Origin of the sequence: Shewanella aegiceratis (genome assembly GCF_019457495.1) — a bacterium.
GTDB classification, from domain to species: Bacteria; Pseudomonadota; Gammaproteobacteria; order Enterobacterales; family Shewanellaceae; genus Shewanella; species Shewanella loihica.
In genome coordinates, this window is record NZ_CP080416.1 from 174767 (window position 1) to 198407 (window position 23641).

Below are 23641 nucleotides of genomic sequence, written 5' to 3' on the forward strand. Positions count from 1 at the left end.
CACTAAGGTGCCTACCTTAGTAAAGAGGGTTTAATCGTGGCTCGTACAACTCCAATTGAGCGCTACCGTAATATCGGTATCTGTGCTCACGTTGACGCAGGAAAAACCACAACTACAGAACGTGTTCTCTTCTATACCGGTATGTCTCACAAGATCGGTGAGGTGCATGATGGCGCAGCCACCATGGACTGGATGGAACAGGAGCAGGAGCGTGGTATTACTATCACCTCGGCGGCAACGACCACGTTCTGGCGCGGTATGGATGCTCAATTTACCGAGCATCGTATCAACATCATCGACACCCCTGGCCACGTTGACTTCACTATTGAAGTTGAGCGTTCGCTACGTGTACTCGATGGCGCAGTAGTTGTGTTCTGTGGTTCATCTGGTGTTGAACCTCAGTCCGAAACTGTATGGCGACAAGCGGACAAGTACCACGTCCCGCGCTTAGTGTTTGTCAATAAGATGGACCGCGCTGGTGCTGACTTTGAACGCGTCGTTGGACAGATACGTAACCGTCTGGGAGCGACTTGTGTACCTATTCAATTGAACATAGGTGCAGAAGAAGAGTTTAAGGGTGTCATTGACCTGATCAAGATGAAGGCCATTAACTGGAACGAATCAGATCAAGGTATGACCTTCAATTATGAAGAAATTCCCGCAGAGTTGGCCGACAAGGCCGCTGAGATGCGTGAATACCTAGTTGAGAGTGCGGCCGAAGCCTCTGAAGAACTGATGGACAAGTACCTTGAAGAAGGTGAGCTATCGGAAGAAGAGATCAAGGCAGCATTACGTCAGCGAACTCTGGCTAACGAGATCGTGCTGGCTACCTGTGGTTCTGCATTTAAGAACAAGGGTGTGCAGGCGGTACTCGATGCTGTTATCGATTATTTGCCATCGCCAGTCGAAGTACCCGCCATTAAGGGTATTGACGAAAATGAGAATGAAGTCGAACGTCCAGCGGACGACAACGCGCCATTCTCTGCGTTAGCATTTAAGATTGCGACAGACCCATTCGTAGGAACACTGACCTTCGTGCGTGTTTATTCAGGCGTATTGGAAGCAGGTTCTGGCGTATATAACTCGGTCAAACAAAAGCGTGAGCGTATTGGTCGTATGGTGCAGATGCATGCAAACGACCGTAAAGAGATCAAAGAAGTCCGTGCTGGTGACATCGCGGCGGCTATTGGTCTGAAGGATGTTACCACTGGTGACACCCTATGCGATGCTGACCATAAAGTTATTCTCGAACGTATGGAGTTCCCTGAGCCCGTAATCACGATTGCCGTGGAGCCTAGATCTCAAGCCGACCAAGATAAGATGGGTATTGCGCTGCAGAAACTTGCTGCAGAAGATCCCTCTTTCCGCGTTGAGACCAACGAAGAATCGGGTCAAACCCTGATCTCTGGTATGGGCGAGTTGCACTTAGACATCATCGTCGACCGTATGCGTCGCGAATTCAGTGTCGAATGTAACGTAGGTAAGCCACAAGTAGCGTATCGTGAGACTATTCGCTCGAGTGTAGAAGTCGAAGGCAAGTTCGTTCGTCAATCTGGTGGCCGAGGTCAATTTGGTCACGTTTGGTTGAAGCTTGAACCTCAAGAAGAAGGTTTCGGCTATGAATTTGTCAACGAGATTGTTGGTGGTGTTGTTCCAAGAGAATACATCCCTGCAGTAGATAAAGGTATCCAGGAACAGATGAAGAATGGCGTACTCGCCGGTTTCCCTGTTCTGGACGTCAAAGTAACGCTGTTCGACGGCTCATACCATGATGTCGACTCGAACGAGATGGCGTTTAAGGTGGCCGCCTCCATGGGCTTCAAGAAGGGTGCTCTCGAAGCAGACCCTGTGTTACTCGAACCTTGTATGAAGGTTGAAGTAACCACTCCTGAAGATTACATGGGGGATGTAGTAGGCGACTTGAACCGACGTCGCGGCATGATCGAAGGTATGGACGACGGCATTGGCGGCGTCAAAATCGTTCGAGCTGTAGTACCTCTATCTGAAATGTTTGGTTACGCAACTGACTTGCGTAGTGCTACCCAAGGACGTGCCTCATACTCTATGGAGTTCCTGAAGTACTCGGATGCGCCGCAGAATGTTGCAAAATCAGTTATAGAAGCGCGCGGATAACCGCAAACTAGTCTATAACTCATAATTGAATGCTATTACTCAGCAAGGCTGAGTATTTCTGAAAAGAAAGGAATATATCGTGGCTAAAGAAAAATTTGAACGTAGTAAACCCCATGTTAACGTTGGTACCATCGGTCACGTTGACCATGGTAAAACAACTCTTACAGCTGCTATCTCTCACGTACTGACTAAGACGTACGGTGGTGAAGCTAAAGATTTCGCACAGATCGATAACGCTCCAGAAGAGCGTGAGCGCGGTATTACCATCAATACCTCTCACATCGAGTACGACACTCCAACTCGTCACTACGCACACGTAGACTGCCCAGGCCACGCTGACTATGTTAAAAACATGATCACTGGTGCTGCACAGATGGACGGCGCTATCCTAGTAGTAGCTTCTACTGACGGTCCAATGCCACAGACTCGTGAGCACATCCTGCTTTCTCGTCAGGTAGGTGTACCTTTCATCATCGTATTCATGAACAAGTGTGACATGGTTGACGATGAAGAGCTGCTAGAACTAGTAGAGATGGAAGTTCGTGAACTGCTATCTGAATACGACTTCCCAGGTGATGACCTACCAGTTATCCAAGGTTCAGCTCTGAAAGCCCTAGAAGGCGAGCCAGAGTGGGAAGCTAAGATCCTAGAACTAGCTGAAGCTCTAGATTCTTACATTCCAGAGCCAGAGCGTGCTATCGACGGTGCATTCATTCTGCCAATCGAAGACGTATTCTCAATCTCAGGCCGTGGTACTGTAGTAACTGGTCGTGTTGAGCGTGGTATCGTTAAAGTTGGTGACGAAGTAGAAATCGTAGGTATCAAAGAAACTACTAAGACTACTTGTACTGGTGTTGAAATGTTCCGTAAACTGCTTGACGAAGGTCGTGCAGGTGAGAACTGTGGTGTACTACTACGTGGTACTAAGCGTGATGAAGTTGAGCGTGGTCAAGTACTGGCTCAGCCTGGTTCAATCACTCCACACACTCAGTTCGAATCAGAAGTATATGTACTGTCAAAAGAAGAAGGTGGTCGTCACACTCCATTCTTCAAGGGCTACCGTCCACAGTTCTACTTCCGTACAACTGACGTAACCGGTACTATCGAGCTGCCAGAAGGCGTTGAAATGGTAATGCCTGGTGACAACATCAAGATGGTTGTTACTCTGATCTGCCCAATCGCGATGGACGAAGGTCTACGTTTCGCTATCCGTGAAGGTGGCCGTACAGTTGGTGCTGGTGTTGTAGCTAAGATCATCGCTTAATAGCATTTGATTTTACAAACACACTGAAAAAGGCAGCTTAGGCTGCCTTTTTTATTGCCGGCGATTTGTTGGAAGAGGGGGGGCTAGCTTTTCTGATCTGGATAAGTATAATACTCGCCACTTTGAGAGTTAACGCATAACTGCTGTTAATTCGTTCAACGGGCTTGATCTTAAACTTTAGATCAGTATAATGGCCCCTCGCCTTAACCATTAGGCGAAGTTTGTCGGTTCTCGAAACCGACGTAAAATAATACAGCGACTCCGATTTGGAGTCGAACGGTTAAATCATCTCGCTCTGCTTTTCCAGTAAGGAAGAAGCTAGAGGGTGATTTTTTATGTGTCCATTTTAGGAGCTCTGGTCAATGCAGAACCAAAGAATCCGTATCCGCCTCAAAGGATTTGATCATCGTCTGATCGATCAATCTACCGCGGAAATCGTTGAAACTGCTAAGCGCACAGGCGCCCAGGTACGTGGTCCAATCCCACTACCAACGCGTAAAGAGCGTTATACCGTTTTGATCTCTCCACACGTTAATAAAGATGCGCGTGATCAGTACGAACTTCGTACTCATAAGCGTCTTGTTGACATCGTAGAGCCGACTGAAAAGACTGTAGATGCACTTATGCGTCTAGATCTGGCGGCAGGTGTTGACGTTCAAATTAGCTTAGGTTAATTGAGATCCTTAGAAGAGGTTTGAGAGATGGCTATCGGTCTTATCGGTCGTAAAGTAGGTATGACTCGCATCTTCACTGAAGATGGTGCGTCAATACCTGTAACAGTAATTGAAATTGCAGCTAACCGCGTTGCTCAAGTGAAAACTTTAGAAACTGACGGTTACCGTGCACTTCAAATTACTACTGGTACCAAAAAAGCTAATCGCATCACTAAACCAGAAGCAGGTCACTTTGCTAAGGCTGGCGTTGAAGCTGGTCGTGGTTTGTGGGAAATGCGTCTGGCTGACGGTGAAGGCGAAGGCATCGAAGTAGGTGCTGAGCTTAATGTTGATATCTTCGCTGACGTAGCGAAAGTTGATGTTACTGGTCAATCAAAGGGTAAAGGTTTCCAAGGCGGTATCAAGCGTTGGAACTTCCGTACTCAAGATGCAACACACGGTAACTCATTGGCACATAGAGCTAACGGTTCTATCGGTCAAAACCAAACACCTGGTCGCGTTTTCAAAGGTAAGAAAATGTCTGGCCACATGGGTGCAGAGCGTGTTACTACCCAGAATCTAGACGTTGTACGTGTAGACGCTGAGCGTAACCTGCTATTGGTTAAGGGTGCAGTTCCAGGCGCTACTAATGGCGACCTGATCATCAAGCCTGCCGTTAAAGCTTAGGTCTGAGGAGATAGTAATGGAATTGGTATTGAAAGACGCACAGAGTGCTCTTGAAGTTTCCGAAACTACCTTCGGCCGTGACTTTAATGAAGCACTGGTTCATCAGGTAGTTGTAGCATACGCTGCAAACGCGCGTCAGGGTACTCGTGCTCAAAAGACTCGCGCAGAAGTAACTGGCTCTGGCAAAAAGCCATGGCGCCAAAAAGGTACTGGCCGTGCTCGTGCTGGTACTGTTAAAGGCCCAATCTGGCGTGGCGGTGGCGTTTCATTCGCTGCTAAAACCCAAGATCACAGCCAAAAAGTAAACAAGAAGATGTACCGCGGAGCGCTTAAGAGCATTCTGTCTGAATTAGTACGTCAAGATCGTCTTGTTGTTGTTGAGTCATTCGGTGTTGAAGCTCCTAAGACTAAAGAGTTGAAGGCTAAGCTGAAAGACATGAAGCTGGAAGACGTATTAATTGTTACTCCAGAGATTGACGAGAACTTGTTCTTAGCTGCACGCAACCTGTACAAAGTTGACGTTCGCGACGTTGCTGGTATCGATCCAGTAAGCCTAATCGCGTTCGAAAAAGTACTGGTTACTGCCGATGCTGTTAAGCAAATCGAGGAGATGCTGGGATGATAAGCGAAGAACGTTTGCTAAAAGTTATTCTAGCGCCACACATCTCTGAAAAGAGTACTGTTTGCGCTGAAAATAACAACACGGTCGTTTTCCGTGTAGCTATCGATGCGACTAAAGCTGAAGTTAAAGCTGCAGTAGCTAAGTTGTTCGAAGTTGAAGTAGATTCAGTTCGCACTTTGGTTAACAAAGGTAAGACTAAGCGTCACGGTGCCCGTACTGGCCGTCGTAGCGATTGGAAAAAAGCCTATGTGACTTTAGCTGCTGGTGCTGACATCGATTTCGTCGGCGCTGAGTAAGCAAAGGAGAATTATCATGGCAGTTATTAAGTGTAAGCCAACCTCTGCTGGTCGTCGCCACGTTGTTAAAGTGGTGAACAGCGATCTGCATAAGGGTAAACCCTTTGCTGGCCTGTTGGCGAAAAAAGCTAAGAGCGGTGGCCGTAACAACACCGGTCGTATTACTGTTCGTCACGTAGGTGGTGGACACAAGCAGCACTACCGTATTGTTGACTTCAAGCGCAACAAAGACGGTATCCCTGCTAAAGTAGAGCGTTTGGAATATGATCCAAACCGTACCGCTAACATCGCACTTGTTTTGTATGCTGATGGTGAGCGTCGTTATATCCTTGCTGCTAAAGGCATGCAAGCTGGTGATCAAATCCAGTCTGGTATCGATGCTGAAATCAAAGCGGGTAACGCTTTGCCACTACGCAACATCCCAGTAGGTAGCGTTGTTCACGCAGTTGAAATGAAGCCTGGTAAAGGTGCTCAGATAGCTCGTTCAGCAGGTACCTACGTACAAGTTGTAGCTCGTGATGGCGCATACGCCACTCTACGTCTTCGCTCTGGCGAAATGCGTAAAGTGCCAGTAGATTGCCGCGCGACATTAGGTGAAGTTGGTAATGCCGAGCATATGCTACGCCAGTTGGGTAAAGCAGGTGCTAAGCGCTGGAGAGGCGTACGCCCAACAGTTCGTGGTGTTGCAATGAACCCAGTAGACCATCCACATGGTGGTGGTGAAGGCCGTACATCTGGTGGCCGTCACCCAGTGACTCCATGGGGTGTCCCAACTAAGGGTTATAAGACCCGTAGTAACAAACGCACCGACAAGTACATCGTACGTCGTCGTAACAAAAAGTAAGAGGATTCGCCATGCCACGTTCTCTCAAGAAAGGTCCATTCATTGACCTACACTTGCTGAAGAAGGTAGAGAAAGCGATGGAAGCGGGTGACAAGAAGCCTATCAAGACTTGGTCTCGCCGCTCAATGATCATTCCTAACATGATTGGAATGACCATCGCTGTCCATAATGGTCGTCAGCACGTACCTGTGTTCGTAACTGACGAGATGATCGGCCACAAGCTTGGTGAATTTTCACCAACTCGCACTTATCGCGGCCATGCTGCTGATAAGAAAGCGAAGAAGCGTTAATACGGGAGACTCGAGATGGAAGTTTTAGCTAAACATCGTTTTGCCCGTACGTCGCCTCAAAAGTGTCGTTTGGTTGCAGATCAAATTCGTGGACTGCCTGTTGCTAAGGCTCTTGAAATTTTGACTTTCAGCCCTAAGAAAGCAGCTGTACTTGTTAAGAAAGTACTAGACTCTGCTATCGCTAATGCTGAGCACAACGAAGGTGCTGACATTGACGAGCTGAAAGTTGGAAAAGTCTTTGTAGACGAGGGTCCAACTATGAAGCGTATCATGCCACGTGCTAAAGGCCGTGCTGATCGTATTATCAAGCGTACCAGCCACATCACTGTGGTTGTGTCAGATCGCTAGGAGTTAGCAATGGGACAGAAAGTACATCCTAATGGTATCCGTCTGGGTATCACTAAGCCTTGGATCTCGACTTGGTACGCTGATAAATCAGATTATGCCAACAATCTAAGCAGCGACTGGGAAGTGCGTAAGTTTCTAGAAAAGAAACTTAAGCAAGCCTCAGTCTCTAAGATTGTTATCGAGCGTCCAGCTAAGAGTGTTCGCGTTACCATTCACACTGCCCGTCCAGGTGTTGTGATCGGTAAGAAAGGCGAAGATGTTGAAAAGCTGCGCAACGAAGTTGCTAAGTTGACTGGTATTCCAGCTCAAATCAACATCGCTGAAATCCGTAAGCCAGAGCTAGATGCGAAGCTGGTTGCCGAAGGCATCGCTTCTCAGCTAGAGCGTCGTGTAATGTTCCGTCGTGCTATGAAGCGTGCGGTACAGAACGCTATGCGTCTAGGTGCTAAGGGTATCAAAGTTGAAGTGAGCGGCCGTTTAGGCGGTGCTGAGATTGCGCGTTCAGAGTGGTATCGTGAAGGTCGTGTGCCTCTACATACACTGCGTGCTGATATCGATTATTCTACTGCAGAAAGTCACACTCAATACGGTGTGATCGGCGTTAAAGTTTGGGTCTTCAAAGGTGAAGTTCTAGACGGCGTTGTTCCTGCGCTAGAAGAGCCGAAACAGCAGCCGAAGCGTAAGCCTCGCGGTAAATAGGAGAGCTGGCAATGCTGCAACCAAAACGAATGAAGTTTCGTAAAATGTTCAAAGGCCGTAACCGCGGTCTGGCGAACGGCACTGAAGTAAGCTTCGGTGAGTTCGGTTTGAAAGCTGTTGGACGTGGCCGTCTGACTGCTCGTCAAATCGAATCTGCGCGTCGTGCTATGACACGTCACATTAAACGTCAAGGTCAAATTTGGATCCGCGTTTTCCCTGACAAGCCAATCACCTCTAAGCCTCTTGAAGTGCGTATGGGTAAAGGTAAGGGTAACGTTGAATACTGGGTTTGCCAGATTCAACCTGGTAAGGTTCTTTATGAGATGAATGGTGTATCAGAAGAGTTGGCTCGTGAAGCTTTCACTCTTGCTGCTGCCAAGCTTCCTATTAAGACTACCTTCGTAACTAAGACGGTGATGTAATGAAAGCGAGCGAACTAACTCAGAAGAGCGTTGAAGAACTGAACGCTGAACTGCTTGGTCTGCTGCGTGAGCAGTTTAATCTGCGTATGCAACACGCCACTGGTCAGTTGACTCAGACTCACCAGCTCAAAATCGTGCGTCGTAACATTGCGCGCGTTAAGACCATTATTACTTCTAAGGCGGGTGCATAATGACTGATAAAATCCGTACTTTGCAAGGTCGTGTACTTAGCAACAAGATGGACAAGTCTATCACTGTAGCTATTGAGCGTAAGGTTAAGCATCCTCTATACGGGAAGTTTATCAAGCGTACTACTAAGATCCATGCACATGACGAAACAAATCAGTGTAATGCTGGCGATATCGTGACTATTCGCGAATGCCGTCCGCTGTCTAAGACTAAGTCTTGGACTCTGGTTGAAGTAGTAACAAAAGCCTAATTTAATTAGGTGATTAGCGAAACGGCTCCTAGATTTGGGGCCGTTTTTATTTTTAATACTATCTATTCCTATTTTGCGGTGTTATACTTGCGCGCCATTTTAGACGTTATTTGGTCTAGAATGGTTTAAAAATGCCCCAAATATGGGATTAGTGAAGTAACGATAGCGGAGCACTTAAAATGATCCAAATGCAATCGACTCTAGAAGTCGCCTGTAACAGTGGCGCTCGTAGAGTTCAGTGTATTAAGGTCTTGGGTGGCTCTCATCGTCGTTATGCCGGTATCGGCGACGTCATCAAGGTTTCTGTAAAAGAAGCAATTCCTCGCGGTAAAGCGAAGAAAGGTGACGTGTATAACGCGGTGGTAGTCCGTACTAAGAAAGGCGTACGTCGTCCAGATGGTTCTGTCATTCGCTTCGATCGCAATGCAGCGGTATTGCTAAACGCAAACCTTGCACCGATTGGTACTCGTATCTTTGGACCAGTGACGCGTGAACTGCGTACAGAACAATTTATGAAAATTGTTTCTCTGGCACCAGAAGTACTGTAAGGAGCTTCAAAATGGCAGCTAAAATCCGTCGTGAAGACGAAGTAATTGTACTAGCAGGTAAAGACAAGGGTAAACGCGGTAAGGTTTCTCGAGTTTTACCAACTGGTAAATTAATTGTAGAAGGCATCAATCTGATCAAGAAGCACCAGAAGCCTAACCCACAAATGGGTGTGACTGGTGGTATCGTTGAGAAAGAAGCGCCAATACAAGCATCAAATGTAGCGATTTTCAACTCTGCCACTGGCAAAGCTGATCGCGTTGGTTTCCGATTTGAAGACGGCAAAAAAGTCCGTTTCTTTAAGTCGAACAGTGAACTCGTTAAGTAATTGGAGTAAACGATGGCGAAACTGCATGATAAATATAAAGAGACTGTTATCGCTGAGCTTTCTAAGAAGTTCGGTTATACCAGTGTCATGCAAGTCCCTCGGATTGAGAAAATCACCCTTAACATGGGTGTTGGCGAAGCTGTAGCAGATAAGAAAGTTATGGAGCACGCGCTTCGTGACATGACTGCTATCGCTGGTCAAAAGCCAGTTGTAACTGTTGCTCGTAAATCAGTTGCTGGTTTTAAAATCCGTGATGGCTACCCGATTGGCTGCAAGGTTACCCTGCGTGGTGAACGCATGTGGGAATTCCTTGAGCGTTTAGTTGATATCGCAATCCCGCGTATCCGCGACTTCCGTGGTCTGAGCGCTAAGTCGTTCGACGGACGTGGTAACTACGCAATGGGTGTACGTGAGCAAATCATCTTCCCGGAAATCGATTACGATAAAATCGATAAGATCCGCGGTATGGATATTGTTATCACTACTACTGCGAAGAATGACGAAGAAGGCCGTGCTTTACTAGACGCCTTTAACTTCCCATTCAAGAAATAAGGGTAGCGAAATGGCAAAAAGTTCAATGAAAGCACGTGAAGCAAAACGTGCCAAGCTCGTGGCTAAGTATGCTGAAAAGCGTCTAGCTCTTAAGGCTATCATTAGCAATCCAACTACTTCTGATGAAGATCGTTGGGATGCAGTTCTTAAGCTGCAAGGTCTACCACGTGACTCAAGTGCTGCGCGTCAGCGTAATCGTTGTAGTCAAACTGGTCGCCCACATGGTTTCCTACGCAAGTTCGGCCTAAGCCGTATCAAATTGCGTGAAGCTACCATGCGTGGTGAAGTTCCTGGTCTGCGTAAGGCCAGCTGGTAATACTTGTCACGGAGTAAGCTAATATGAGCATGCAAGATCCAATTGCGGATATGTTAACTCGCATTCGTAACGGCCAAGCTGCTAACAAAGTATCAGTATCTATGCCTTCTGCTAAGCTGAAAGTTGCTATCGCACAGACGCTTAAAGAAGAAGGTTACATCACTGACTACACCGTAGCAGGCGAAGCCAAGCCGGTTTTGGAAATCACTTTGAAGTATTTCCAAGGCCAACCAGTCGTTGAGACTATCCAGCGCGTAAGTCGTCCTGGTCTTCGTATTTACAAAGGTAAAAACGATCTACCAAAGGTGATGGGCGGTCTGGGTGTCGCAATCGTGTCCACTTCTAAAGGTTTGATGACTGATCGTGCCGCCCGCCAACAAGGCATGGGTGGAGAAGTTATCTGCTACGTAGCATAAGGAGCTAGCAATGTCTCGTGTCGCAAAAGCACCAGTCGCTATCCCTGCAGGCGTAGAAGTGACTTTAAACGAACAAACTATCACCGTAAAAGGTGCTAAAGGTAGTTTGACTCGAGTAATCAACGCTGACGTTTCTGTTGTTGTTGAAAACAACGAAATCAAGTGTTCACCAGCTGAAGGCGTAACTAGCGCTGCACAAGCTGGTACAGCTCGAGCACTAATCAACAACATGGTTGTTGGTGTTAACGAAGGTTTCGAAAGAAAGCTGACTCTAGTTGGTGTTGGTTACCGTGCAAAAATTGCTGGTAACGGTATCGACCTGACTCTAGGTTTCTCACACCCTCTAGTACACCAGCTTCCTGACGGCGTAACTGCTGAGTGTCCATCACAAACTGAAATCGTACTTAAGAGTACTGATAAGCAGCTTGTTGGTCAGGTTGCAGCAGAAATTCGTGGCTACCGTCCACCAGAGCCTTACAAAGGCAAGGGTGTTCGCTATGCTGATGAACAAGTACGCCGTAAAGAGGCTAAGAAGAAGTAGGTAACGCGATATGGATAAGAAAACATCTCGCTTACGCCGCGCGACTCGCGCCCGTAAGAAGATCCAAGAGCTGGGCGTTAACCGTCTGGTTGTACATCGTACACCACGTCACACATACGCACAGGTTATTGATGCCAACGCGCAAGTTGTGGCGGCAGCTTCTACTGCTGAAAAAGCGGTATCAGAGCAGCTTAAATACACAGGTAACGTAGAAGCGGCTAAAGCAGTAGGTAAGACTATTGCTGAGCGTGCTATCGAGAAAGGCGTAACTGTAGTTGCATTCGATCGTTCCGGCTTTAAGTATCACGGACGCGTAGCTGCCCTGGCAGACGCTGCTCGTGAAGCTGGCCTACAGTTCTAAGGAATGATTAAAAATGGCTAAATTTGAAGCTCCACAAAAAGACGATCTGCAAGAGAAGTTAGTTGCAGTAAATCGTGTTTCTAAAGTAGTTAAAGGCGGACGTATCTTTAGCTTCACTGCACTGACTGTAGTGGGTGACGGTAACGGTAAAGTCGGCTATGGCTATGGTAAAGCGCGTGAAGTACCTGCCGCTATCCAGAAAGCAATGGAAAAGGCTCGCCGTAACATTGTTTCTGTTGAACTTGTAAATGGTACTTTGCACCACCCTGTTAAGGGCCGTCACACTGGTTCGCGTGTTTACATGCAACCAGCTTCTGAAGGTACTGGTATTATTGCCGGTGGTGCGATGCGTGCCGTATTGGAAGTAGCAGGCGTTCATAACGTTCTGTCAAAAGCATACGGTTCTACTAACCCGATCAACATCGTTCGCGCAACTGTAGATGCGTTGGTGCACATGAAGTCACCAGCTCAAATCGCAGCTAAGCGTGGCCTGAATGTTGATGAAATTCGAGGTTAAGCACCATGGCTACTAAAACATTAAAAGTAACTCAGACTAAGAGTTCAATTGGCCGCCTGCCTAAGCACCGCGCCACATTGACTGGTCTAGGTCTACGCCGTATTAATCACACCGTTGAGCTGGAAGATACTCCTGCTGTTCGCGGTATGATTAACAAGGTTTACTACATGGTTAAGGTGGAGGATTAATCAATGAAATTGAATACTCTATCACCTGCTGCAGGTGCAAAATCAGCAGCTAAGCGTGTAGGTCGCGGTATCGGTTCTGGCCTAGGTAAGACTGCTGGTCGCGGTCACAAAGGTCAGAAGTCACGTTCTGGTGGCGGTGTTCGCGTCGGTTTCGAAGGTGGTCAAATGCCACTTAAGATCCGTTTGCCTAAGTTTGGTTTTACTTCGCGTAAAGCGATGGTAACTGCCGAAATTCGTGTAAGCGAACTGGCTAAAGTTAACGGTGATGTTGTCGACTTGAATGCACTGAAAGATGCGAATCTTGTTACTCGCAACATACAGTTTGCTAAAGTCGTTCTTTCAGGTACCATTGAACGCCCAGTGACCATTAAAGGTCTGAAGGTAACCAAAGGTGCACGTGCAGCTATCGAAGCTGCCGGCGGAAAGATCGAGGAATAATACGTCGATGGCAAAACCAGGACTTGATTTAAAAAGCGCGAAGGGCGGTTTATCAGAATTGAAATCCCGCCTACTGTTCGTGATTGGTGCGATTATCGTCTTTAGAGCCGGTTCGTTCGTGCCAATTCCTGGTATTGACGCAGCTGTATTAGCAGAGCTGTTTAATCAGCAGAAGGGTACCATCTTAGGCATGTTCAACATGTTCTCTGGTGGCGCCCTTGAACGTGCTTCTATCTTTGCTCTTGGTATCATGCCGTACATCTCGGCATCGATCATCATGCAGCTATTGACTGTGGTACATCCTGCTCTGGCCGAACTGAAAAAGGAAGGCGAGTCAGGACGTAAGAAGATCAGTCAGTATACTCGATATGGCACACTGGTCTTGGGTACATTCCAAGCGATCGGTATCGCAACGGGTCTGCCAAACCTGGTTCCTGGTTTAGTTGTAAACCTTGGATTTGGTTTCTACTTCGTTGCTGTAGTGAGTTTGGTCACAGGAACCATGTTCCTGATGTGGCTGGGCGAACAGATCACCGAACGAGGCATAGGTAACGGTATCTCGATTCTTATTTTCGCAGGTATTGTAGCCGGTCTACCTTCTGCTATCGGCCAAACGGCCGAGCAGGCGCGTCAAGGCGACTTGAACGTACTAGTATTATTGTTGATTGCAGTGATCGTATTTGCTGTGACCTATTTTGTTGTGTTTGTTGAGCGTGGACAGCGTCGTATCGTTGTTAACTATGCTAAGCGTCAGCAGGGCCGTAAGGTGTTTGCCGCGCAGAGCACTCACTTACCGCTTAAGGTCAACATGGCAGGTGTGATTCCACCAATCTTTGCGTCAAGCATCATTTTGTTCCCAGGCACACTGGCTCAGTGGTTTGGTCAGAATGAAGGCTTGTCTTGGTTAAGTGATTTTTCACTTGCAGTATCGCCAGGTCAGCCGCTTTACTCATTGTTGTATGCAACAGCGATTATCTTCTTCTGTTTCTTCTATACTGCGTTGGTATTTAACCCACGTGAAACAGCAGACAACTTGAAGAAGAGTGGTGCGTTTATTCCCGGGATCCGTCCTGGAGAACAGACTTCGCGATATATAGATAAAGTAATGACCCGCCTAACACTGGCCGGTGCATTGTATATTACCTTTATCTGTTTAATTCCGGAGTTCATGTTAATCGCGTGGAAAGTACAGTTCTATTTTGGCGGTACTTCACTACTAATTATGGTAGTCGTGATCATGGACTTCATGGCTCAGGTTCAGACCCATATGATGTCACATCAGTATGAGTCTGTGATGAAGAAAGCTAACCTAGTGAATAAAGCGAACTTAGATCGCTTTGGTCGCTAAGTAGCTTTACGGAGTGATGAAATGAAAGTTCGAGCTTCCGTGAAGAAGATCTGCCGTAACTGCAAGATCGTAAAGCGTAGCGGCGTTGTACGCGTTATCTGTGTTGAACCAAAACACAAACAGCGTCAAGGCTAAAAACTTTTTGACCAGCTCAGTTTCTGAGCTGGTCAAAATATTATTTGCAAAATCGTCATCTGTCGAGTATCCTACCGGGCTTTTCACAGATGGCCTTTAACTTATGAGGAGTGCATAGTGGCCCGTATCGCTGGCATTAACATTCCTGATCAGAAGCACACAGTCATTGCATTGACTGCTATCTACGGTATTGGACTAACTCGCGCACAACAAATCTGCGCGGCTACTTCAATTGCTGAAGATGCTAAGATCAAGGAATTGAGCGAAGCTCAAATAGACACACTACGCGAAGAAGTTGCTAAATACATTGTAGAAGGTGACTTGCGTCGTGAGATCTCTATGAACATCAAGCGTCTGATGGACCTTGGTTGTTATCGTGGTCTCCGCCACCGTCGTAGCCTGCCCCTTCGTGGGCAACGTACCAAGACCAATGCGCGTACTCGCAAAGGTCCACGTAAGCCAATTAGAAAGTAACGGGAAGGTAAACCAATATGGCTAAAGTTCCGTCACGTTCAACGCGCAAGCGCGTACGTAAACAGGTTGCTGATGGCATGGCTCATATCCATGCATCTTTCAACAACACCATTATCACCATTACAGATCGTCAAGGTAATGCACTTTCTTGGGCAACTTCTGGTGGTTCAGGTTTCCGTGGTTCACGTAAATCTACCCCATTTGCTGCACAGGTAGCTGCTGAGCGCGCAGGTGTTGCTGCTCAGGACTACGGTGTTAAAAACCTTGAAGTTTTCGTGAAGGGTCCAGGTCCAGGACGTGAGTCAGCTATTCGAGCGCTGAACGCGGTTGGTTACAAGATAACCAACATTACCGATGTGACGCCGATCCCTCATAATGGTTGTCGTCCTCCTAAGAAACGTCGCGTGTAATCGCCCCGTTTTTAATAGGATAGTTGGAGAAAGAACATGGCAAGATACTTGGGTCCAAAGCTCAAGCTCACTCGCCGAGAAGGTACTGACCTTTTCCTGAAAAGCGGTGTGAGAGCAATTGATTCGAAGTGTAAGCTTGAAGCTGCACCTGGACAACACGGCGCTCGTAAAGCTCGTTTGTCTGAGTACGGCGTTCAGCTGCGCGAAAAACAAAAAGTTCGTCGTACTTATGGTGTGCTTGAAAAGCAATTCCGTAACTACTACAAAGACGCTGCACGTCTAAAAGGTAACACTGGTGAAAACCTGCTTACTCTTTTGGAAACTCGTTTAGATAACGTTGTTTATCGTATGGGTTTTGGTGCTACCCGTGCTGAAGCACGTCAGCTAGTTAGCCATAAGTCAATTATGGTAAACGGCCGCGTTGTTAACATTCCATCATTCAAAGTGTCTGCGAATGATGTAATTAGCGTTCGTGAGAAGTCTCAAAAGCAAGCTCGTATCAAAGCTGCTCTAGAGGTTGCTTCTCAGCGCGAAAAGCCAACATGGGTTGAAGTAGATGCCGCTAAGATGGAAGGTGCTTTCAAGCGTCTGCCTGAGCGTAGCGATTTATCTGCGGATATTAACGAACAGCTGATCGTCGAGCTTTACTCTAAGTAAAGCTAATAAACAAGAGAGGACACAATGCAGGGTTCTGTTACAGAATTTCTTAAACCGCGTCTCGTTGATATCGAGCAGGTTAACCCAACACGTGCCAAGGTTACACTGGAGCCGCTTGAGCGTGGTTTTGGTCATACTTTAGGTAACGCGTTGCGTCGTATCCTATTGTCGTCTATGCCCGGCTGCGCGGTTACCGAAGTCGAGATTGATGGTGTACTGCACGAATACAGCAGCAAGGAAGGCGTACAAGAGGATATCCTAGAGATCCTACTAAACCTTAAAGGTTTAGCAGTGGTTATCGAGGGTAAAGACGAGGCTATGCTTACTTTAAGCAAGTCAGGCGCAGGCCCTGTTACCGCAGCAGATATCACGCACGATGGTGATGTTACTATTATGAATCCTGATCATGTTATCTGTCATCTGACTGGTAACAATGACATTAGCATGCGTATCCGCGTTGAGCGTGGTCGTGGTTATGTACCAGCTTCGGCTCGTGCACAAACTGAAGACGACGATCGCCCAATTGGCCGTCTGCTTGTGGATTCATCTTTCTCACCTGTCGCGCGTATTGCTTACAATGTTGAAGCAGCACGTGTTGAACAGCGTACTGACTTAGACAAACTCGTTATCGATATGACCACTAACGGCACTATCGATCCTGAGGAAGCGATTCGTCGTTCTGCAACCATCCTAGCTGAACAGCTGGATGCGTTTGTTGAGCTTCGTGATGTCACTGAGCCAGAACAGAAAGAAGAGAAACCAGAGTTCGACCCAATTCTGTTGCGTCCTGTCGACGATCTAGAGCTAACTGTACGTTCGGCTAACTGTTTGAAAGCCGAAGCGATTCATTACATCGGAGATCTGGTACAGCGTACTGAGGTTGAGCTACTTAAAACGCCTAACTTGGGTAAGAAGTCTCTTACCGAAATTAAGGATGTGTTGGCTTCTCGCGGACTTTCATTAGGTATGCGTCTAGAAAACTGGCCTCCAGCCAGTTTAGCAGACGACCTATAAGTCCTAGTTTGTACAGATTTAGGTAATAAGGATTAGGTCATGCGCCATCGTAAGAGTGGTCGTCAACTAAACCGTAACAGCAGTCATCGTCAAGCTATGTTCCGTAACATGGCAAGCTCTTTAGTCCGTCACGAAGTGATCAAGACTACTGTAGCTAAAGCGAAAGAATTGCGTCGCGTAGTTGAACCTCTAATAACACTTGCTAAGAGTGACAGTGTTGCAAACCGTCGTTTGGCATTTGCACGTACTCGCGACGCTGAAGTCGTAGGTAAGTTATTTAATGAATTGGGTCCACGCTACCAGGAACGTCCTGGTGGATACACCCGTATCCTTAAGTGCGGTCTTCGTACTGGTGATAAGGCGCCTATGGCGTATATCGAACTAGTAGGTCGTCCAGAAGCTGCTGAAGCTGTTGAAGAAGCTGCTGAGTAACACTTAAGTTCATTGTAAAAAGCCGGGCATTGCCCGGCTTTTTTATTGCTTCAAATCTATTCTACCCAATCTGCCTTCTCGGCGATCTCCTTAGGGATCGACAGATGCCATTTGGCCACGCCAGACAGGCTGAATCGAAACGCCCCCTTGCTGTCACTGATATACCCTAAACTGCTGGCCTGCTCGCCGGCTAACAGTCGATTAATCAATTTGGCGGCCAGTAGGCCATGTTCATAGCCGTTAAGCACATAACCGCCTGGGTTGGCATGTCTGCCAACGGTAAAGTCCCAGAAGCCGAAATGGGGTACTGGGGCGTGGTCTGCCGTCCAGGCGATCATCTCACTCGCGTCCATATAGTCGCCACTATCTTTGGTTAGTGTGTGGTAGAGCCCGGTAAATATCCCCTGGTAGCCTGCCTTCTTGGCGTCGATCACCGCCTGTTGCCACTCCTTGGCCGAATTAGTCAGGCTGAAGGCAATGGTTAGCTTGCCTATCTGTATGGGTTTAAAGTCGGCGCTGATAGGGCTGAAGGCCGCGCGGGAGGTCGCGCTATTGTCAGAAAGGATCAAAAGCTTCTTGGTCTCTTTCCCAGGCAGTAGGCAGTCGACCAAGAGTAGGGAACGCTTGAACAGCGGCCGCTCGAGTATGCCGGTAAACTGCCGATAGCCCTGCAGGCCATGATCTCTGGGGTTAGTATTGAGGCCGAGAAACACCACTGGGGTCTGGGTGGTCGCGATGCGCTCGCTCAGCAGTGAGATGGCGTTGTCGTCGGCGAGTATGATGATGTCTGGCTTGTCGCGTTTAATTGCTTCCCAGGCGTCGTCAGCGCGTTTGACATAGACATCACGGGGGAGACGCTTGGAGTCGAGATAGATCTCCGTCATCTTGGTCGGCTCGCTAATGTTTTCCAATATCGCCTGGCGATAGTCTTTCACCCAGGGGTAGCCCTCATGATAGCTGTGAATGAACATCAGCCTGGCGGCCGATGCGGGTAGGCTGGCCCAGAGGAGTAGGAGGCAGGCAAGTATTCGCATGGATGGATTTCCCTTAAAGCTTTCACCCCAAAGTCTTTTACATAGTTATAGTCGATCTTGCTCCTAAGTAGTGCACAGGCAATAAAAAAGGCCTCGATTGAGGCCTTTAGGTTTTCACGCTAAGAATATGCAGTCTAGTAACCGGATTTCTGTGTAGAGTCGTAGTCGAGTTTCTCGTGGGTCTGGCCCATGGCCTCGGCAACTTCTGGCGGCATGTAGTTTTCGTCATGCTTGGCCAATACTTCGGTCGCTTCCAGCTTACCACCTTCGATCAGTACGCCCTGGGCGACGATACCTTGGCCCTCACGGAAGAGGTCTGGCAATAGATCATCATAGGTCACCATGACTTCGCCACCTGCGGCGTCATGTACGGCAAACTCAACGTGTAGGCTCTCTGGATCGCGTACCAGTGAACCCACAGTGACCATGCCACCGACACGAATACGTTGACCGATTTCCGGCTTAACACCTGTGTCTTTTTTACCGTGAACGATCTCTGTTGGGGTATAGAAAAGGTTCAAGTTTGAATTGAGCGCATAAAGTAGCAAGGACGCGATGGCGGCTACGCCACCAATCAGGGCGGTTGCTAAGGCGAGTCTTTTCTTACGTCTGGCGTTCACTGTTCTTTACTCCGGTTGGCTTTGAGGCGTTCTTCGCGTTGCATCTTCTTGGATATCTCGGTAAGGATCTTGCGCTTCTGGCGCAGACTTACCACGATTAAGGTTCCTAGTGCGAAGGCGGTTATGCCGTAAGATAGCCACACATAAAAGGCGTAGCCACCCATGTTAAAAAAATCTGCTAATGAATCGAACTGCATTATTTGACTCCTTCAGCTTGCGCGAGTTCCCTGACCCAGGGACGCATACCGTTTCTGGCAAGTATCTCGGCTCTGAAACGAATAAGCGTGATAGCGCCTATCATCAGGCCGAAACCGAAGATGTTGATCAGCAGTGGATATAACATCTCAGGTGCCATAGATGACTTCTCTGTGATCTTGATGGTCGCAGGCTGGTGTAGTGAGTTCCACCACTCTACCGAGTACTTGATGATAGGAATGTTGATCACGCCCACGATGGCCAGAATACCGGCGGCACGAGCGGCGAGTACCTTATCTTCGAAAGAGGCGTACAGGGAGATCACACCCAGGTAGAGGAACAGCAACACAAGTTCTGATGTCAGGCGAGCGTCCCACACCCACCAGGTGCCCCACATAGGCTTGCCCCAGGCAGCACCTGTGATGAGGGCGATAAAGGTAACGACCGCACCGATAGGCGCAATGGCCGCTGCCGCCCAGTCGGCAGACTTAATTTGCCATACCAGGCCGATAAAGGCCGAGGTTGCCATCGCCATGTAGGCCGACATCGACATAGAAGCCGCGGGTACGTGGATGAAGATGATGCGGTAACTGTCACCCTGCTGGTAATCTACCGGCGCAAACAACAGACCCCAGATAGAACCCACACCAATAAACGCGATTGCAAGCGTCGCAAACCAAGGCAATAGCCTGCCGGAGAGGTTATAGGCTTTTTGAGGGTCTGCGTAAGAATGTAGCCATTTCCACATATTAGTTAGTACTCACTCTTAATGAGGCACCAATTGCAAAAGGTGCCAATATTAACGAACCGACCAGCATAGCGCCTATGATAGCGAGATGGCCGCTGTAGGGTAGATTTAGACCAGCGGCATCGATGGCGCTGGTTGCAAAAATTAGAACCGGTATGTAAAGCGGTAGGATCAACAGGCTCAGCAGCACGCCGCCTTTACGCAGGCCGACGGTAAGCGCGACACCAATTGCGCCCAACAGGCTGAGTACGGGCGTGCCCAGTGCTAGGGTGGCCATTAGTGCGCCATAGCTGTTGGCTTCAAGATGCAGCAGCACGGCCAGTAGCGGGGCAACCAATATCAGTGGCACGCCGGTCAATATCCAGTGGGCCAGCACTTTTGCCAATACCATGAGTGACAATGGCTGTGGGCTAAGCAGCATCTGCTCCAGGCTACCGTCGACGAAGTCCGCCTTAAACAGGCGCTCGAGCGACAGCATAGATGCCAGCAGGGCGGCTACCCATATTATCCCAGGTGCTACGCGAGTCAGTACCTGCGGCTCGGGGCCAATGCCCAGTGGGAAGAGGGTGACCACCAGGATAAAAAACAGTAAGGGATTGAAGATGTCACCCTTGTGACGAATCGCTATCTTAAGATCGCGTCTAAGCAGGGTGAAAAACGCTTGGGTGAAACTGATACCTTTATTCATTCACTGCACCTTTAAATAAAGCGGTAATCGAGGCGAATCTTACGGAGAATATCGTCACCGATAATGCTCATGTCCTGGTGGGTAGTCATGATGATACAGCCGCCGTTTTGAGCATGTTGTAAAAACAGGTGTTCCAATTCTTCGACGCCTTTCTTATCGATTGCAGTAAATGGTTCGTCCAGTAGCCAGACCTTACAGTTAGTATGCCAGAGTCGGGCTAGGGCGGTACGACGATGTTGACCCGCCGACAGGTGGCCGGCCAAAGCCTCTTCGAAGCCAGAGAGGTTTACCTTTGCAAGGATCTGGTTGGTCTCGAAATCATCATACCCGCTGATTCTTAAATTGAAGTTAAGATTCTCTTCGGCGGTTAACTCGCTTTTTACACCTGCAAGGTGGCCCAGATACAAAAGGTCGTCATTGTATTCGTCGCGGCAGCGGGTGATGTCAGTACCCTTGTACTTGGCTTCGCCCGCATAGGGACGTGACAGGCCGGCGAGGATCCTCAGTAGGCTGGTTTTACCCGCGCCATTAGGGCCTTCGATTTGAACGATCTCACCCGCTTGGATATCAAAGCTCAGCTCGTCGAAGAGAATTCGCTCTTCGCGGATACAAGTCAAGTTATCGGCTGATACCAGTGTTGTTGCTGTTTTTTCTTCTACCACTGAACCCTCTATCTCAAGCCTGATGTAAACATAAGCGATATTAACATAATCCCCTTGAGGGGTTTAGTCTTGCTATCTGATTAGTGTCAGCAATTTGATATGCTTCCAAAAAGTAAAACCTTTTCGTCATTGAGATTGAACTTTTTCAACAATTGCTAATGTATCAGGTAACTCGGGCACCTATAACATGTTGAACCATCAAATTCTGATATTAATCACAAAAAGGTGAGATTTGTTGAAGTTTGATGTATCCTAGGGCCGCTATAGAATAAGTCTGCCCCAGTTTAGGGTGGCATAGAGCTCTGTTAATATTTGCATTAGGAACATTGAACATGAAAAAACTGTTAGCATTGTCTGCAGTGGCTGCATTGACCTTGTCTGCAAACACTTTTGCACAAGAAGGTGAAGCTGTATATAACAAGGCATGCCATGTATGCCACAGTATGGGTGTCGCCGGTGCCCCTAAAGCTCATGATGCAGCTGCATGGGAGCCTCGTTTAGCGAAAGGCCTAGACGCACTACTAGGTAGTGTTAAGACTGGTCTGAACGCTATGCCACCAGGTGGTATGTGCACAGATTGTACCGACGAAGATTACAAGAACGCTATCGAGTTCATGTCTAAGTAATTTGACTTCGTTGAAAAAAGCCGACCTTATGGTCGGTTTTTTTATGCCTGCTTCTCGGTAGGTCGCATTATAAAGTGATGCTTGTAAGAAAGCAGGGGGGAGCAATAAAAAAGCCGGCTAATGCCGGCTTTTCTGTGCGATACGGAACCTGGTTTATTGAATCGGTAAAATTGGACCGAGATTACTGAACCAGAGTATCAATCACTAGCTTAGCGGTTGAGCCCACATCCATGGTTTCCAGACGGCCCTGTAGATCGCCAGGCTGCGCCTTAACCGAACCATGCTTAGAGAGCACGGCGATCACTTCAACCTGTTTGGCGTCGCTCAGCTTGATATCGCCGCCCATGCCGGTGCTGTCATCTAAGGTGATAGAGACAGGCAGAGATTTCGCCGATACCTTAGTCGCCGCTAGCGGCACCTTAGGGCCTTGGGTGTTGCGGGCAAAGATAAACAGCATATCGCTACCGCTGACATTCTCTAGCAGCTCGGGTGCGATTGACACATCTATGGTTACCGTCTTACCGGTAGTGGCCTTGGCCTGCTGATGAGTCGCGTCGTTAGGCATCTCGCCAGTTTCGGCTTGCATTCTCATCTTGGCGCTCTCGATGGCATTGATGATGGCGCTACGGTCCACATCGCTTCTGTCGCTATCGAGAATGATCTGCCAGGCATCGATCGCCTTCTTATATTGAGCACTGAAGAAGGCATCCATACCGACAAGCAGTAGGGTTGAAGGATCTTCAGGATCTAATGCCAATGATTGGTCGATAATGGCCTGTACCGCAGGGGTGATTCTTTGGTTGGCCTTGTAGTACATGGCTGTCGCCTTAGGACCAAGCAGCTCGGCGTGGGTACCCACTAGCTCCATCGCCTTGTCGAATGCTTTTACCGCATCATCATAACGGTTGGCGCTGATGTAGGCATGGCCAAGGCTAAACAGCAGCTGGCTGTTTTCCGGCTCGGCTTGCACCTGTGATTCCATCATCTGAATGCGCTGGGTCATGATCTGAGCGGCATCCATTCCTGCGTGTGGATTGTCGGGAACCGCCTTGTCTAGGTTGGCATACGCACCTAGGTTGGCATAGAAGTAGCCAGAAACACCTAATACCACCACAGACATCAATGTTGGCCAGAGTAGGCTCTTAGGCTTGATCTGACCGACCAGAGATTCATCTTCACCTTGCTTCATGTCCTGAAGCAGGCTGATCTCGAGTTCTTTCTTTAGCGCGTTAAACTCATCTTGATCCAGCAGCTCATCCTCAAGTTCCTTCTCTAGGGTCGCTAGGCGATTGTTAAAAAGTTCGAGGTTGGTGGCCTTACGCACACCGGCTTCTTCGGCCTGCAGCATCTTTTGCTGGCGGAAGTGTGGAAACCAAATCAGCACAAGGCTGACTAATACAAAAAGCGCAATAAAAATCCAGAGTGTGGTCATTATTTCTTTTTCACATTAGTTGCAGGAATGCGGGAGTGCCGCGCGATATAGGGATCAGATTATACGGAAAGATTATTCATTGAACAGTAATATAAGGGTTTCCAGCCGTTAAATACTGATACTTTTGCACTGGTTCACAGTTCGATTCTATTTTCAAAAATTGGCTGAAACTTAAGTTTCAAACAAGGGTCAGAGCATAAAATCTGCCAGTTTATAACAATTGTAACCCTGCGTTTCTGTTCGCAAGAATGAGACAGGTCACCCAG

38 protein-coding genes are annotated in these 23641 nt (G+C 48.0%); 31 read left to right on the forward strand and 7 right to left on the reverse strand.

The genetic code is table 11. From position 1 onward, the window contains the following. Positions 1-36 precede the first annotated feature (36 nt). The 30 genes from fusA (at position 37) to rplQ (ending at position 17370) form a co-directional block, all read left to right on the forward strand. Positions 37-2133, forward strand: coding sequence for an elongation factor G (gene fusA / locus K0H80_RS00810; RefSeq protein ID WP_220043890.1), 2097 nt, complete (start codon positions 37-39; stop codon positions 2131-2133). A 79-nt stretch (positions 2134-2212) separates the two neighbouring features. Continuing rightward, positions 2213-3397 (forward strand): elongation factor Tu, encoded by a 1185-nt coding sequence (tuf, locus tag K0H80_RS00815; protein WP_011863965.1) that lies wholly within the window; start codon positions 2213-2215, stop codon positions 3395-3397. Between the two features lie 362 nt (positions 3398-3759). Further along, positions 3760-4071 carry a 30S ribosomal protein S10 gene (gene rpsJ, locus K0H80_RS00820; RefSeq protein ID WP_011070616.1) on the forward strand — a complete coding sequence of 104 codons (312 nt, stop codon included), beginning with the start codon at positions 3760-3762 and terminating at the stop codon, positions 4069-4071. 27 nt (positions 4072-4098) lie between these two features. Beyond that, complete coding sequence (gene rplC / locus K0H80_RS00825) at positions 4099-4737, forward strand: 50S ribosomal protein L3 (RefSeq protein WP_011863966.1); 639 nt, start codon at positions 4099-4101, stop codon at positions 4735-4737. Positions 4738-4753: 16 nt separating this feature from the next. Continuing rightward, positions 4754-5359 carry a 50S ribosomal protein L4 gene (rplD, locus tag K0H80_RS00830; protein ID WP_011863967.1) on the forward strand — a complete coding sequence of 202 codons (606 nt, stop codon included), beginning with the start codon at positions 4754-4756 and terminating at the stop codon, positions 5357-5359. After that, positions 5356-5655, forward strand: a complete 300-nt coding sequence (rplW, locus tag K0H80_RS00835; protein ID WP_011863968.1) for a 50S ribosomal protein L23 — start codon at positions 5356-5358, stop codon at positions 5653-5655. Before rplD ends, rplW begins: the two co-directional genes overlap by 4 nt. Positions 5656-5671: 16 nt before the next feature. Next, positions 5672-6499 (forward strand): 50S ribosomal protein L2, encoded by an 828-nt coding sequence (gene rplB / locus K0H80_RS00840; protein WP_011863969.1) that lies wholly within the window; start codon positions 5672-5674, stop codon positions 6497-6499. Positions 6500-6510: 11 nt separating this feature from the next. Beyond that, positions 6511-6789 (forward strand): 30S ribosomal protein S19, encoded by a 279-nt coding sequence (gene rpsS / locus K0H80_RS00845; protein ID WP_011863970.1) that lies wholly within the window; start codon positions 6511-6513, stop codon positions 6787-6789. Between the two features lie 15 nt (positions 6790-6804). Further along, positions 6805-7137 (forward strand): 50S ribosomal protein L22, encoded by a 333-nt coding sequence (gene rplV, locus K0H80_RS00850; protein ID WP_011863971.1) that lies wholly within the window; start codon positions 6805-6807, stop codon positions 7135-7137. Positions 7138-7146: 9 nt separating this feature from the next. Continuing rightward, on the forward strand, positions 7147-7836 hold the full coding sequence (rpsC, locus tag K0H80_RS00855; RefSeq protein WP_011863972.1) for a 30S ribosomal protein S3: 690 nt from the start codon (positions 7147-7149) through the stop codon (positions 7834-7836). 11 nt (positions 7837-7847) lie between these two features. After that, complete coding sequence (rplP, locus tag K0H80_RS00860; protein WP_011863973.1) at positions 7848-8258, forward strand: 50S ribosomal protein L16; 411 nt, start codon at positions 7848-7850, stop codon at positions 8256-8258. Continuing rightward, positions 8258-8449 (forward strand): 50S ribosomal protein L29, encoded by a 192-nt coding sequence (rpmC, locus tag K0H80_RS00865; RefSeq protein WP_011863974.1) that lies wholly within the window; start codon positions 8258-8260, stop codon positions 8447-8449. The genes rplP and rpmC overlap by 1 nt, the downstream gene beginning before the upstream one ends. Beyond that, positions 8449-8697 (forward strand): 30S ribosomal protein S17, encoded by a 249-nt coding sequence (gene rpsQ, locus K0H80_RS00870; RefSeq protein WP_011863975.1) that lies wholly within the window; start codon positions 8449-8451, stop codon positions 8695-8697. Before rpmC ends, rpsQ begins: the two co-directional genes overlap by 1 nt. Before the next feature lie 179 nt (positions 8698-8876). Beyond that, entirely contained in the window at positions 8877-9245 is a 369-nt protein-coding gene (gene rplN, locus K0H80_RS00875; RefSeq protein WP_011863976.1) for a 50S ribosomal protein L14, read from the forward strand. 11 nt (positions 9246-9256) lie between these two features. After that, positions 9257-9571, forward strand: a complete 315-nt coding sequence (gene rplX / locus K0H80_RS00880) for a 50S ribosomal protein L24 (RefSeq protein WP_011863977.1) — start codon at positions 9257-9259, stop codon at positions 9569-9571. A 12-nt stretch (positions 9572-9583) separates the two neighbouring features. Then, positions 9584-10123 carry a 50S ribosomal protein L5 gene (rplE, locus tag K0H80_RS00885; RefSeq protein ID WP_011863978.1) on the forward strand — a complete coding sequence of 180 codons (540 nt, stop codon included), beginning with the start codon at positions 9584-9586 and terminating at the stop codon, positions 10121-10123. A 10-nt stretch (positions 10124-10133) separates the two neighbouring features. Continuing rightward, positions 10134-10439, forward strand: a complete 306-nt coding sequence (gene rpsN, locus K0H80_RS00890; RefSeq protein ID WP_011863979.1) for a 30S ribosomal protein S14 — start codon at positions 10134-10136, stop codon at positions 10437-10439. Positions 10440-10462: 23 nt separating this feature from the next. After that, on the forward strand, positions 10463-10855 hold the full coding sequence (rpsH, locus tag K0H80_RS00895; RefSeq protein ID WP_011863980.1) for a 30S ribosomal protein S8: 393 nt from the start codon (positions 10463-10465) through the stop codon (positions 10853-10855). Positions 10856-10865: 10 nt separating this feature from the next. Beyond that, positions 10866-11396, forward strand: coding sequence for a 50S ribosomal protein L6 (rplF, locus tag K0H80_RS00900; protein ID WP_011863981.1), 531 nt, complete (start codon positions 10866-10868; stop codon positions 11394-11396). 10 nt (positions 11397-11406) lie between these two features. After that, positions 11407-11757 carry a 50S ribosomal protein L18 gene (gene rplR, locus K0H80_RS00905; RefSeq protein WP_011863982.1) on the forward strand — a complete coding sequence of 117 codons (351 nt, stop codon included), beginning with the start codon at positions 11407-11409 and terminating at the stop codon, positions 11755-11757. 13 nt (positions 11758-11770) lie between these two features. Then, positions 11771-12274, forward strand: a complete 504-nt coding sequence (rpsE, locus tag K0H80_RS00910) for a 30S ribosomal protein S5 (protein ID WP_011863983.1) — start codon at positions 11771-11773, stop codon at positions 12272-12274. Between the two features lie 5 nt (positions 12275-12279). Beyond that, positions 12280-12462, forward strand: a complete 183-nt coding sequence (rpmD, locus tag K0H80_RS00915) for a 50S ribosomal protein L30 (RefSeq protein WP_011863984.1) — start codon at positions 12280-12282, stop codon at positions 12460-12462. 3 nt (positions 12463-12465) lie between these two features. Then, positions 12466-12900 (forward strand): 50S ribosomal protein L15, encoded by a 435-nt coding sequence (rplO, locus tag K0H80_RS00920; protein ID WP_220072788.1) that lies wholly within the window; start codon positions 12466-12468, stop codon positions 12898-12900. Positions 12901-12907: 7 nt separating this feature from the next. After that, positions 12908-14248, forward strand: coding sequence for a preprotein translocase subunit SecY (gene secY / locus K0H80_RS00925; protein ID WP_144204441.1), 1341 nt, complete (start codon positions 12908-12910; stop codon positions 14246-14248). A 21-nt stretch (positions 14249-14269) separates the two neighbouring features. Further along, on the forward strand, positions 14270-14383 hold the full coding sequence (gene rpmJ, locus K0H80_RS00930; RefSeq protein WP_006083579.1) for a 50S ribosomal protein L36: 114 nt from the start codon (positions 14270-14272) through the stop codon (positions 14381-14383). A 117-nt stretch (positions 14384-14500) separates the two neighbouring features. Then, positions 14501-14857, forward strand: a complete 357-nt coding sequence (gene rpsM / locus K0H80_RS00935) for a 30S ribosomal protein S13 (RefSeq protein ID WP_011863987.1) — start codon at positions 14501-14503, stop codon at positions 14855-14857. 17 nt (positions 14858-14874) lie between these two features. Continuing rightward, on the forward strand, positions 14875-15267 hold the full coding sequence (gene rpsK, locus K0H80_RS00940; protein WP_011863988.1) for a 30S ribosomal protein S11: 393 nt from the start codon (positions 14875-14877) through the stop codon (positions 15265-15267). Between the two features lie 36 nt (positions 15268-15303). Continuing rightward, positions 15304-15924 carry a 30S ribosomal protein S4 gene (rpsD, locus tag K0H80_RS00945; protein WP_011863989.1) on the forward strand — a complete coding sequence of 207 codons (621 nt, stop codon included), beginning with the start codon at positions 15304-15306 and terminating at the stop codon, positions 15922-15924. Between the two features lie 24 nt (positions 15925-15948). Beyond that, entirely contained in the window at positions 15949-16938 is a 990-nt protein-coding gene (locus K0H80_RS00950; protein ID WP_011863990.1) for a DNA-directed RNA polymerase subunit alpha, read from the forward strand. A 39-nt stretch (positions 16939-16977) separates the two neighbouring features. Beyond that, positions 16978-17370, forward strand: a complete 393-nt coding sequence (rplQ, locus tag K0H80_RS00955) for a 50S ribosomal protein L17 (RefSeq protein ID WP_011863991.1) — start codon at positions 16978-16980, stop codon at positions 17368-17370. A 56-nt stretch (positions 17371-17426) separates the two neighbouring features. On the opposite strand, the gene K0H80_RS00960 is transcribed toward rplQ, so the two are convergent. From K0H80_RS00960 to ccmA, 6 genes are all read right to left on the reverse strand, one after another. Continuing rightward, the gene (locus K0H80_RS00960) at positions 17427-18404 is read right to left on the reverse strand and encodes an ABC transporter substrate-binding protein (protein WP_220072789.1); all 978 of its coding nucleotides are present in this window, start codon (positions 18402-18404) and stop codon (positions 17427-17429) included. A gap of 134 nt (positions 18405-18538) precedes the next feature. Continuing rightward, on the reverse strand, positions 18539-19024 hold the full coding sequence (gene ccmE / locus K0H80_RS00965; RefSeq protein WP_220072790.1) for a cytochrome c maturation protein CcmE: 486 nt from the start codon (positions 19022-19024) through the stop codon (positions 18539-18541). Next, positions 19021-19221, reverse strand: coding sequence for a heme exporter protein CcmD (gene ccmD, locus K0H80_RS00970; protein WP_011863994.1), 201 nt, complete (start codon positions 19219-19221; stop codon positions 19021-19023). The genes ccmE and ccmD overlap by 4 nt, the downstream gene beginning before the upstream one ends. Beyond that, positions 19221-19967 (reverse strand): heme ABC transporter permease, encoded by a 747-nt coding sequence (locus tag K0H80_RS00975; protein WP_011863995.1) that lies wholly within the window; start codon positions 19965-19967, stop codon positions 19221-19223. The genes ccmD and K0H80_RS00975 overlap by 1 nt, the downstream gene beginning before the upstream one ends. Position 19968: 1 nt before the next feature. Continuing rightward, positions 19969-20655, reverse strand: coding sequence for a heme exporter protein CcmB (gene ccmB, locus K0H80_RS00980; protein WP_011863996.1), 687 nt, complete (start codon positions 20653-20655; stop codon positions 19969-19971). A gap of 11 nt (positions 20656-20666) precedes the next feature. Continuing rightward, a complete protein-coding gene (gene ccmA / locus K0H80_RS00985; RefSeq protein WP_220072791.1) occupies positions 20667-21317 on the reverse strand; it encodes a cytochrome c biogenesis heme-transporting ATPase CcmA in 651 nt (216 codons plus the stop codon). A gap of 332 nt (positions 21318-21649) precedes the next feature. Between ccmA and K0H80_RS00990 the strand changes: the two genes are divergently transcribed. Continuing rightward, positions 21650-21943 (forward strand): c-type cytochrome, encoded by a 294-nt coding sequence (locus K0H80_RS00990; RefSeq protein WP_011863998.1) that lies wholly within the window; start codon positions 21650-21652, stop codon positions 21941-21943. 181 nt (positions 21944-22124) lie between these two features. Here the strand turns inward: K0H80_RS00990 and ccmI are convergent, their stop codons facing one another. Then, positions 22125-23375, reverse strand: coding sequence for a c-type cytochrome biogenesis protein CcmI (ccmI, locus tag K0H80_RS00995; RefSeq protein ID WP_220072792.1), 1251 nt, complete (start codon positions 23373-23375; stop codon positions 22125-22127). Positions 23376-23641 lie beyond the last annotated feature (266 nt).